10 protein-coding genes are annotated in these 9,549 nt (G+C 69.7%); 6 read left to right on the plus strand and 4 right to left on the minus strand.

The window, feature by feature from the left end; translation table 11 throughout:
- Both ACTIR_RS27640 and ACTIR_RS0120340 read left to right on the plus strand, forming a co-directional pair.
- The coding region (locus ACTIR_RS27640) for a cellulose binding domain-containing protein (protein ID WP_233345959.1) at window positions 1-461 on the plus strand (461 nt) is incomplete at its 5' end.
- A 42-nt stretch (window positions 462-503) separates the two neighbouring features.
- The gene (locus ACTIR_RS0120340; RefSeq protein WP_026455649.1) at window positions 504-1,352 is read left to right on the plus strand and encodes an SAM-dependent methyltransferase; all 849 of its coding nucleotides are present in this window, start codon (window positions 504-506) and stop codon (window positions 1,350-1,352) included.
- Between the two features lie 44 nt (window positions 1,353-1,396).
- Here ACTIR_RS0120340 and ACTIR_RS0120345 read toward each other — a convergent pair whose 3' ends face one another.
- Window positions 1,397-1,672, minus strand: a complete 276-nt coding sequence (locus tag ACTIR_RS0120345; protein ID WP_154663825.1) for an ANTAR domain-containing protein — start codon at window positions 1,670-1,672, stop codon at window positions 1,397-1,399.
- Window positions 1,673-1,795: 123 nt separating this feature from the next.
- Here ACTIR_RS0120345 and ACTIR_RS0120350 point away from each other — a divergent pair, with 123 nt between their 5' ends.
- Window positions 1,796-3,226 (plus strand): hypothetical protein, encoded by a 1,431-nt coding sequence (locus tag ACTIR_RS0120350; RefSeq protein WP_026455651.1) that lies wholly within the window; start codon window positions 1,796-1,798, stop codon window positions 3,224-3,226.
- A gap of 87 nt (window positions 3,227-3,313) precedes the next feature.
- Window positions 3,314-3,499: a PspC domain-containing protein gene (locus ACTIR_RS24590; RefSeq protein ID WP_026455652.1), complete on the plus strand. Its 186-nt coding sequence runs from the start codon at window positions 3,314-3,316 to the stop codon at window positions 3,497-3,499.
- Between the two features lie 49 nt (window positions 3,500-3,548).
- On the opposite strand, the gene ACTIR_RS0120360 is transcribed toward ACTIR_RS24590, so the two are convergent.
- From ACTIR_RS0120360 to ACTIR_RS0120370, 3 genes are all read right to left on the minus strand, one after another.
- Entirely contained in the window at window positions 3,549-3,980 is a 432-nt protein-coding gene (locus ACTIR_RS0120360) for an Hsp20/alpha crystallin family protein (protein WP_026455653.1), read from the minus strand.
- Between the two features lie 200 nt (window positions 3,981-4,180).
- Window positions 4,181-5,002, minus strand: coding sequence for a hypothetical protein (locus ACTIR_RS0120365; RefSeq protein ID WP_026455654.1), 822 nt, complete (start codon window positions 5,000-5,002; stop codon window positions 4,181-4,183).
- Between the two features lie 245 nt (window positions 5,003-5,247).
- A complete protein-coding gene (locus tag ACTIR_RS0120370; protein WP_026455655.1) occupies window positions 5,248-7,164 on the minus strand; it encodes an N-6 DNA methylase in 1,917 nt (638 codons plus the stop codon).
- 128 nt (window positions 7,165-7,292) lie between these two features.
- On the opposite strand from ACTIR_RS0120370, the gene shbA reads away from it, so the two are divergent.
- Entirely contained in the window at window positions 7,293-7,871 is a 579-nt protein-coding gene (gene shbA / locus ACTIR_RS0120375; protein WP_026455656.1) for an RNA polymerase sigma factor ShbA, read from the plus strand.
- Between the two features lie 480 nt (window positions 7,872-8,351).
- Window positions 8,352-9,209 (plus strand): hypothetical protein, encoded by an 858-nt coding sequence (locus ACTIR_RS26100; RefSeq protein ID WP_154663826.1) that lies wholly within the window; start codon window positions 8,352-8,354, stop codon window positions 9,207-9,209.
- Window positions 9,210-9,549 lie beyond the last annotated feature (340 nt).

Here is a 9,549-nt window from a genome sequence, read left to right on the forward strand (position 1 = left end):
CGCTGGTCGCCGTCGGTGTCGTCCTCGGTGCGCTGCTGTCGGGGACCGGCGGTGGCGAGGACGGCGGTCGCGACGCCGACGCGGCCGGTCCGCCGGGTTCCGTCCCCACCGTGTCCTCCGGCGGTACGGCCACCTCCGACCGGTCCGCGCCGGGCTGCACCGCGCACTACCGGGTGGTCAACTCCTGGCCGGGCGGGTACCAGGCGGAGGTCACCGTGCGGACCTCCGGACAGGCGCCGCTGTCGGGCTGGAGCGTGCGGTGGACACCCCCACCCGGACACGGGATCTCCCAGGTGTGGAACGGCGCCCTGACCCGGGACGGCGCGGAGGTCGTGGTGCGGGACGCGGGATGGAACGCCGTGGTCGAGCCGGGGCGGACCGCGGACTTCGGTTTCCTCGTCCGCACGCCCGACCGCACCGCGGTCGCCCCCGACACCCCGGACGGGTTGACGTGTGAGTAGGGTCATGTCCACGGTCGGACACGACGAACCTGGGGGTGCGTGATGACGGAGTCCGCTCGGGAGGACGCCGGGGCCGGGATCGACCTGGAACGGCCCAACCCGGCGCGGGTCTACGACTGGTTCCTCGGCGGCAGCACGAACTGGGCCGTCGACCGGGAGTTCGGCGCGCAGGTGCTGGCGGCCTATCCGGCGGTGCGCACGATGGCCCGGGTGGGCCGGGAATTCCTCGCCCGCGGCGTGACCCACCTCGCCCGGCAGGGGATCACCCAGTTCCTCGACCTCGGCTCCGGGGTCCCCACGGCGGGCAACGTCCACGAGATCGCCGACTCGGTGAACCCGGGCAGCCGCTGTGTCTATGTCGACAACGAGCCGGTGGCCGTGGCGCACGCGCGGGTCCTGCTGGAGCGCGAGGGCGACCCCGCGCGGCACGCCGTCGTCCACGATGATCTGCTGCGTGCCGACGAGGTGTGGGAGCGGGCGGTGGCGACCGGGGTGCTCGACCCGCACCGGCCGGTCGGCCTGATCGTGGTCAACGTGCTGTACTTCTTCGGCGACGACGACCGCCCGCACGAGGTGCTCGCCCGGTACCGGGACCTGCTGGCCCCGGGGTCGTACCTGCTGGCCTCGCACCTCACCGACGACGGCGCGTCGGCGGACGAGGCCGGGGACCGCGACGAGGTCCGCGACCGGTACCGGAGTTCCGGTTCGGCGCTGCACCTGCGGACCCGGGAGGAGTTCACCCGGTTCTTCGACGGCTTCGAGCTCGTCGACCCGGGTGTGGTCTGGGTGCCCGAGTGGCGCCCCGGGGAACGGGACTCGCCCGCCACCGCCGAGTTCGCCGCCGATCCCGTCGCGAGCAGCGGATTCGCCGCCCTCGGCCGCAAACCCTGACCGGGACGGAACGACGACCCACCGTGTGCGGGCGGGCCACGAGCTCAGCGGTCGACGTCCGGGCCCGGCCACGCGGGCCCGTCCCCGCCGAGGAGCCTGCGGGCGAGGTCCGGCAGCTCGCGGTCGGTTTCCCGGGCGGCGCGGAGGAGCAGGTCGAACGCCGTGTCCTCGTCGACCCGGTGCCGTTGCATGATCCGGCCTTTCGCTGTGCCGATCGCGTCGACGACGGAGCGCGCGGTCGGTGCCGAAGCGTGCTCCGCCGGGCCGTCGTGCGGTGCGTCGTCGCCCGGGTCGCCGGGGGAGGACTGTGCGCCTGGCATGGGCACCAGGGTGGCCACCCGCGGGGGCGGCTGTCCATTCGGCGTGCCTCCCGCCGCCGGGTGGGGTGCCCCACCGCGGTCCGGCGCCGCGTAGGAGGCCGTCCGGCGGGGTAGCCGCCTCCGGTGAGTGACACGGACGACGAGACCCCCCGGACCGACGACCGTGGGGAAAACACCACCCCGGGACAGGACGGCGACGACGACCGGGACCGCCCGACCGTCAGGGTCGGGCTCATCTCCGATCCGGGTCTCCCGACCGACTGCCTCGGCCCGCTGGCGGACGAGCTCGCCGACGACCTGAGCACACACATCACGGGAGACATCGACTGGGAGATCGAGCACCACAGCCAGCCGCTGGTGCTGGACACCACCGGCAACGTGCCGATCGTCCGGCTGGCCGACCGGATCCTGCCCTCCCGCGGGTGGGATCTCGTGGTGTTCCTGACCGATCTGCCCCGGCGCCTGGGGACCACCCCGGTGGTGGCGGACCTGAGCATCGGACACAGCACCGCGCTGGTCTCGATGCCCGCGATCGGGGGAATCGGGATCGGCAAGCGGTTGCGCGACACGTTGATCTACCTGGTCGGTGAACTGGGCCGTGCCCGCACGGCGTCCGGGGGCGCCGAGTGGATGCGGCACCGCGCGGGTGGCAGGTTCACCCCGGTGCGCTGGACCGACAATCCGGCCGAGGAGATCGAGGCCGCGCTCGCCCTGACCGGGTGGCGGGGACGGGCACGGCTGCTGTCCGGAATGGTGCGGGACAACCGGCCGTGGCGGCTGGTTCCGGAGCTGTCCACGGCGCTGGCCGCCGGTTTCGCCGTGGCGGCGTTCGGCATCTTCTACAGCAGTATCTGGACCCTGGCGGACTCGCTGAGCCCGGTGCGCCATCTACTCATCAACATTCTCGCCGTGGTGGCGATGGTCGGCTGGCTCATCTACTACAACAATCTCTGGCAGCCCCGGCAGGAGCTGCGGGAGAAGGCCTGGCTCTACAACGCCGCGACCGTGCTCACGCTCGCGATCGGGGTCCTGGCCGCGTACGTGACGCTGTTCGCCATCACCCTCGTGGGCGCGTTCGTGGTGATCGAGCCGAACTACCTCGGGAACACTCTCGGGCATTCCGCGAACCTGAGCAGCTACCTCATCCTCGCCTGGCTGTCCACCTCGATGGGCACCGTCGCCGGTGCGGTCGGTTCCAGTCTGGAGAGTGAGCAGGCGGTCCACCGCGCGACCTACAGCAAACGCGAGCGCGAACGCCGGGAGAGCGAACAGCAGCAGGAACAGGAACGGCAGGAACAGCAGCAGCGGGAACAGGACCAGCGGGAACAGGAGCAGCGGGAACAGGAGCAGCGGGACCAGCAGGACGAACGGGAGCAGCGCGACGAGCAGGAGCAACAGGAGGAACAGGACCCGGGAGACCGGGAGATCCGGGAGGAAAGGGACCGGGAGGAGCGGGAGCAGCAGAAGGAGTCCGAACGGCAGGCGGAACAGGACCGGGGGGACCGGGACGAGGGAGGCGGTGACGGTCGGGGCGACGGCGACACCGCGAGATGAGCGCAGCTCCCCACGCCCGCGATCTCGGGGTCCCGCTCCGGGGCGTCCCTGATGCGCGGCGGGGCCCGCACCACCCACACTGGGGACATGACGACGACCGGCGTGCGGAGATCACGCGACAACAGGATGATCGGCGGCGTGTGCGCGGGTCTCGCCCGCCGCTTCGACATGCGCCCGCGGACCGTGCGCCTGCTGTTCGTGCTTTCCTGCCTGCTTCCCGGGCCGCAGTTCGTGCTCTACCTGGTGCTCTGGATCGTGCTGCCGGAGGACTGACCCCCGCGGTGGAAGGGCGGCGGCCCCCCGGGCGCGCCGCCCCGCTCGCTCATGCGTCGATCGTCCTGCGCCCGGAGCCGCCGGTGACGGCGATCCTGCGGGGCTTGGCCTGCTCGGCGACCGGGATCCGTACCGTCAGGACACCGTCGTCGTAGTGCGCGGAGATGTTGTCGGTGTCGAGGGTGTCGCCGAGGAACAGTTGCCTGCTGAACACCCCACGCGGACGTTCGGCCACCTGGACGTCGGAGTTCTCACCGAACTCGTCCCGGCGCTCGGCCCGCACCGTCAACACGTTGCGCTCCACGCCCAGGTCGATCGAATCGGCGGCGACCCCGGGGAGGTCGAACCGTACGACGAACTCCTCACCCTCGCGGTAGGCGTCCATCGGCATCGCCGTCGGCCGGGTGTTCGTCCCGTCCCCGCCGAAGACCTGCTGGGCCAGCCGGTCCAGTTCCCGGAACGGGTCGGTACGCATCAACATCATCGATTCCTCCTTCCCGCTCGTGGTAGCTCTGCAAGGAGTGCACTTTCTTTATAGCCAGACGCTCAACTTTCGTCAAGTAGTCCGACCCGGGTCGCCGGGGCGGCGTCGATGAAGGTGAGTCGGGAAGACTCAGGAAGCGGTGCGGCGCCGGACACGGCCGGGCCGCACCGCTTCCGGGTACGAGGAACCGACCGGTGTCAGCACTCCCGGACGCGCCGTGCCTCCTCGGCCGGGTCGGTGGCCAGCCAGCCCTGGTCACCGGGGGGCCGCACGTCGATCATCCGGGCGAACAGCTCGACCACCGCGTCCTCGATCCCGGCGGCGATCCCGGGGAAGACCCGGTCGACCGGGTCGCCGTCCGCACGGACGTCGGGGTCCCCGGTCGGGTGGCCGCACACGGCGAGCAGCAGCGCCTGCTCGACCGTCAGCCGCAGCTTGCCGCACTCGGGCAGGAACTCCCGGGCGATCGCCATGGTGCCCACGACGGCCGCGTCCCCCGCGTTGGCCGACAGCCTGCGGGACAGTTCGAGGGTGAGGTCGGTGCGGTGCGCACGGTAGTGGCGCCAGTGTTCCGAGTTGTACAGCCCGTGCAGCGACCGGCGGACGGCGGCCCGCGGGCCGGACATCGCCTCGGCGGCGTCGGCGACCGAGAGCACCGGGGCGTGCTCGGCCAGGCTCGCCGCGGCGAGGTCCAGGCCGGACACCGGACTCAGCCACGCGGGCAGGTAGACCCGCACCAGCCAGTCCATGGCGAGCCGGGAGCGGTCCTCGTCGCAGCCGTCCCCCGCGGTGTCGACGAGTTCGGGCACGAACCGTTTGAGGCCCTGGCGCTTGTCGTGCGGCAGCCGGGCGCACAGGGCCGAACCCGTGCGCAACAGCACGGTGGAGACACAGCCCGGTTGTGCGGAATGGTCCTCGTCGGCGAACCACGCCACCGCCTCGGGCAGGCAGACCCGGTTCGACCGGCTCGGGTTCGGGGAGCGGGTGAGAGTGATCGCGGTCAGGTCGAGCGCAGACATGGTGGCTCCTTTCCCGCGTCGGCGGAGAAAGTGCGGATCGATCCGCTTCCTTCACCATCGCCGAGCTCCCGGGAAATCGGCAAGTCCGTCCACCCGGACAGTCGCCGACGCCGACCGCCGAACGGGAGACGAGTGCCAACGCCCGGACCTGCCGAACGGTTTCCCGGGGGCACGGGCCGCACGCATTGCCGCGCCGTCGGATTCTCCGTTCCGCGTTCCGCCGCGGCCCGAGGGTCCGGGGTGGTTCACTCCCCGGGTGCGAGCACCCCCCAGGCCAGACCGTCGGTGAGTTGCCGGGTCAGCGTGTCCGCCGTCGCGGTGAGGTGGTGCAGCGTGGCGTCGAACTCCGCGAGCCGGCGGAAGACCGCACCCAGCCGGCGTTGCCGTTCCAACGGCAGTACGGGGATCTCGATCCGCCGCACGTCCAGCCGGTGCACCCCGGACGTCGTCGTGCTCCGCGCGCGGGCGTTGCCCCCGGCGCGCAGTTGGCCCGCGAGGAAGTGGACGTCGAGCTGCTCCGGATCGACGCGGATCAGCTGGAGGTTCGGGCCGAGTACGAGATCGTCGGTGTCCACGACCCGCGCCCTCGGCCTGCCGTCCCCCGCCGCCACGAGCGGCACCACGAGATCTCCCGGCACGAGCCGGACCGGATCCTCCTGCTCGGTGGGGGCCAACCGGGCGGTGGGTTCCGCCCCCGCGGCGACGTCGCGTCCGGTGAGCACGCGCGGGCCCCGGGCGTCCGCGGTGTCGTCGGTCTCCAGCGCGCCGGACCAGCTGCGCAACACCACGGCCTGTGCGCGGGCGAGGTCGTGCACCGTCGTCGTCGCCCTGGCCTCCTCCGTCCCCGCGGTCACCGCGGGCAGGGACCGGCCGAGGTCGGCCAGCGCCCGACCCAGTTCCCGCCGGGTCCCGTCGAGTTCGGCCGCGTCGAGCTCGCTCCGCGGTTGCGGGAGATGCCGGGCCGGGGTCAGGTCGACGTCCTCGTCGAGCAGGTCGATGGGTTCCACGCTCGTCCGCCGCCCGGCGACCTCGGACACCGTGCCCGTGTCGCGGAACTCCCGCCACGCACCCAGGACGTCCTCGTTCAGGGCGGCCCAGTCCACCCGGCCGCGGCGTCGGGGGGCGTGGTGTCCCGTGTCGACGAGCAGGACCGGCTCGGCACCACCCGCATCCGGGTTCTTCAGCACCCACAGGTGGATGGCGATGCCGGTCGACATCAGGACCCCGGCGGGCAGGGCGACCACGGCACGGACCGCGCCGCGGCGGAGCAGCGCCTGCCGGATGGCCCGCCCCGGTCTCCGGGAGGCCACCCCGGCCGGGAGCGCGACGACCACCGTGCCGCCCGGCCGCGCGTGGGCCAGACAGTGCTGCACCCAGGCGAGTTCGGGTTCGCCCTTGACCGGGAATCCGTACTCCCAGCGCGGGTCGAGCCCCAGTTGTTCGTGTCCCCAGTCCCGGTACCCGAAGGGTGGGTCGCACACCACGGTGTCCGCCCGCAGGTCCGGATAGCCGTCGGCGCGCAGGGCGTCGCCCCCGCGCACGCCCCCGGCGGCGTGCAGGCCGAGACGGGCGTCGGCGAGGCGGGCCAGTGTGGGATCGATCTCCTGCCCGAACACCGTGTCGGCGCCGGCGCGGGCCGCGGCGTGCAGCAGATTCCCCGCACCGCAGGCGGGGTCGAGGACCGTGGTCCCGACCGGTGCGGCCAGCTCGATCATCAGCTCCGCCAGCTCCGGTGGTGTGACCAGGTGCTGACGTTGCTGACGCTCGAAGAGCCATGTACACAGCTGCTCGACCAGTTCGGTCGGTGACTCGTCGTCGGCGAGCGCGTCGACCGCCTCCCGGATCCGTGGTTCACGCGGTGGCTCGGCCGTGTCCGGATCGCGGAGGTAGGCCGTCACCGTGGTGACCAGTTCGGTGGGATCGGCCTCGCCCCGGTGCGCCTCGAGGACCCGCCACAACGCGTCCTCCGAGGAGTCGGCCGCGAGTTTGCCCTGCGCGCGGAGCCACTGCTCGACCTCGGGCAACCGGAACGCCGGGTTGGCACCGGATCCGACCACCGGTTCGGGGAAGTCGGTGTGCCGTCGCCGCCAGTTGCTCACCGCCGCACGGCCCACTCCCGCCATCCGGGCGATCTCCGCCGCGGTCACCAGGCTCTCTGACATACCCACCTCCACTGGAACAGACGTTAGCTTAACACAACTCGGAACCCGTGTTGACTGTGAACACAGTCGTGTGCTTAGCTCTCAACGTCAACAAGCACACAGGTCGTTTCTTTCACCCGGAGCTACACATGACTGCGTGTCTGCACCCCCCGGACGAGCACTCGCTGACCCACGCGGCGGCGGGCGGTGACCGGGACTCGCTGGCGGAGCTGCTCCGCCGGGTCGAACCGAAACTGCTGCGGTACTGCCGTGCCCGCATCGGCGCGGCGCAGAGCACGGACGCGGGCGCCGAGGACGTCGTCCAGGAGGTGATGCTGGCGGCGATGGACGCGCTGCCCCGGTACCGCGCGGACGGGGCCGGGTTCGAGGCCTACGTCTTCGGCATCGCCCGGCGGAAGGTCGCCGACTTCCACCGGGCGAACCGGCGGACCGTTCCCACCTCGACGGAGGACCTGCCGGAGACGGCCGACGACCGTCCGGGGCCCGCACAGTCGGCAGTGGACAGTGAGTGCCGGACGATGGTGCGCGCACTGCTGCACCGGCTGCCGCAGAAGCAGCAGGACATTCTGACGATGCGGGTCGTGCTGGGGATGTCGGCCGAGGAGACCGCGCGGGTGCTGAACAGCACGTCCGGTGCGGTGCGGGTGTCCCAGCACCGCGCGCTGGAGAAGCTGCGCACCTTCCTCGGCAGGCCGTCCACCGGGTGACGCGCGACATGCTGTCCCGTGTGGACGGTGAGGTCGGGGCGGGTGCCGGAGTGGGACGGTCGGATCGACACCCCGGAAATGCAGAAAACCCCGGGCTCGCACCCGGGGTCCTGTGCGCCATCAGGGACTCGAACCCCGAACCCGCTGATTAACGGCGCTGTGTTGACCATGTCTGTCGGTGTCTGCCGACGCTGGCGGTGAGCTGCACACTTAGCAGGTGCGAACACTCGTTTAACGTGATCGTCGGCGGTCATCTGTCATCGTTCAGGTTGGGTTTCGGTTGGCGCCAAGGTCGGCCAGGTACTTCCTGTGAGCCCAGCGCACCGCAGTGGAGTCGATGCGGCGCAGAGTTGCGTGGGAAGCTGAGTGAGCAATCGCCGCAAGTATGGCATCTGATGCTAATCTGTGACGTTGCTCTTGCAACGCTCCAAGTGCATCGAGCGATCAGCTCAGACGAGCTCCAGATCGAGGGAAATCATTATGACTTTTGCCCTATTCGCAGCCAAACGGGAAGAAAGTGGCACTGTATCGTATCGATACATACGTGCCCTGGATAATGCCGAGATTGAGGGCATAGAGCGCGCGATCAACTTCTGTCGACAATACGGCGAACGTCTGCCCATCAAGATCGTATTTACTACGTACTCGTCATTCTGTGAACTTATTGACCAACTTCTCTCTAGCAGGGAGCTCCAAACAAAGAGCATCTTAGATGCAATACATGCTCAGGTGTCAGCGTTTTGCCTCTTCTGGACACTCTTTATTGACCACTCCAAGGCGGACTTGAGTAGCCGTTTTGGAAAAGAGTCCGGAGCGTACTTGCGCTTCGTTCGCGCGAGCAATGAAGCATATGACAGGCATCCTGGGTACCGTCTCGTCGATGGACTCCGAAACTACGTCCAGCACGTCGGGTTGCCGAACATCGCCGTAAGCAAACAGGTCAAAGGTGAGCCTCCTGCTTTCGCCGAAGCATCAGTTGATGTGCAAGTATCGCTTGTGATTCAACCGCTGGTCGCCGCCCTCGTCAAGCGGAAGGAAAAAAAGGTGCTAGTGGCAGATCTGGAATCGATTTCAAGCGACACAATCGACCTTGTCTGGTATCTCAATGACGCCATGAGCGGGTTTCGATATCTGGTCAAAGTGTTGGGCGAGATAGATGGGCCTGAACTCAAGCAAAGTGCTACACTGCTCAAGTCGGTACTATCCGAAACTAAGGGCGAATTCCCTGCTATACAGGAAATAGTAATTGATCACACGTCTGGAAAAATAACATCTTTCAATCAGATTCAGTTCAGCGACGTTCTACCGTTGGTGACGGCTGTAGGTGAACCGCAGTAGAAGCCCGCAACACAGCTGCTTGGTGGTCATCCCGTCGCCTGATGGCGTCTCGATCACGCCGTGTCGGGGCCGCAACCGTCCTCGGGACCGGGACGCCCGGCTGCCAGGCTTGCGGCCCCGGCTCGGCGTGATAGCCATCAGGTCAGGCGACGGGATGACCACCAAACGGCCCGACCCTGCCCACTGGCACCGCGGCTGCCCTCCCGGTGGGCATCCCGGAGCCTGCCCGTCCGGCGAGGACATCTCTTTCTTCTCTGCGGCCCCTCCGTGGTTCCCGGCCGCCTGCCTTCCGCTCCGGGGCCGCGTGCGGGCCGGCGGGACCGGCGCCAGCCGCACGCCC

This window comes from Saccharomonospora iraqiensis subsp. iraqiensis (assembly GCF_000430445.1).
Lineage (GTDB): Bacteria > Actinomycetota > Actinomycetes > Mycobacteriales > Pseudonocardiaceae > Saccharomonospora > Saccharomonospora iraqiensis.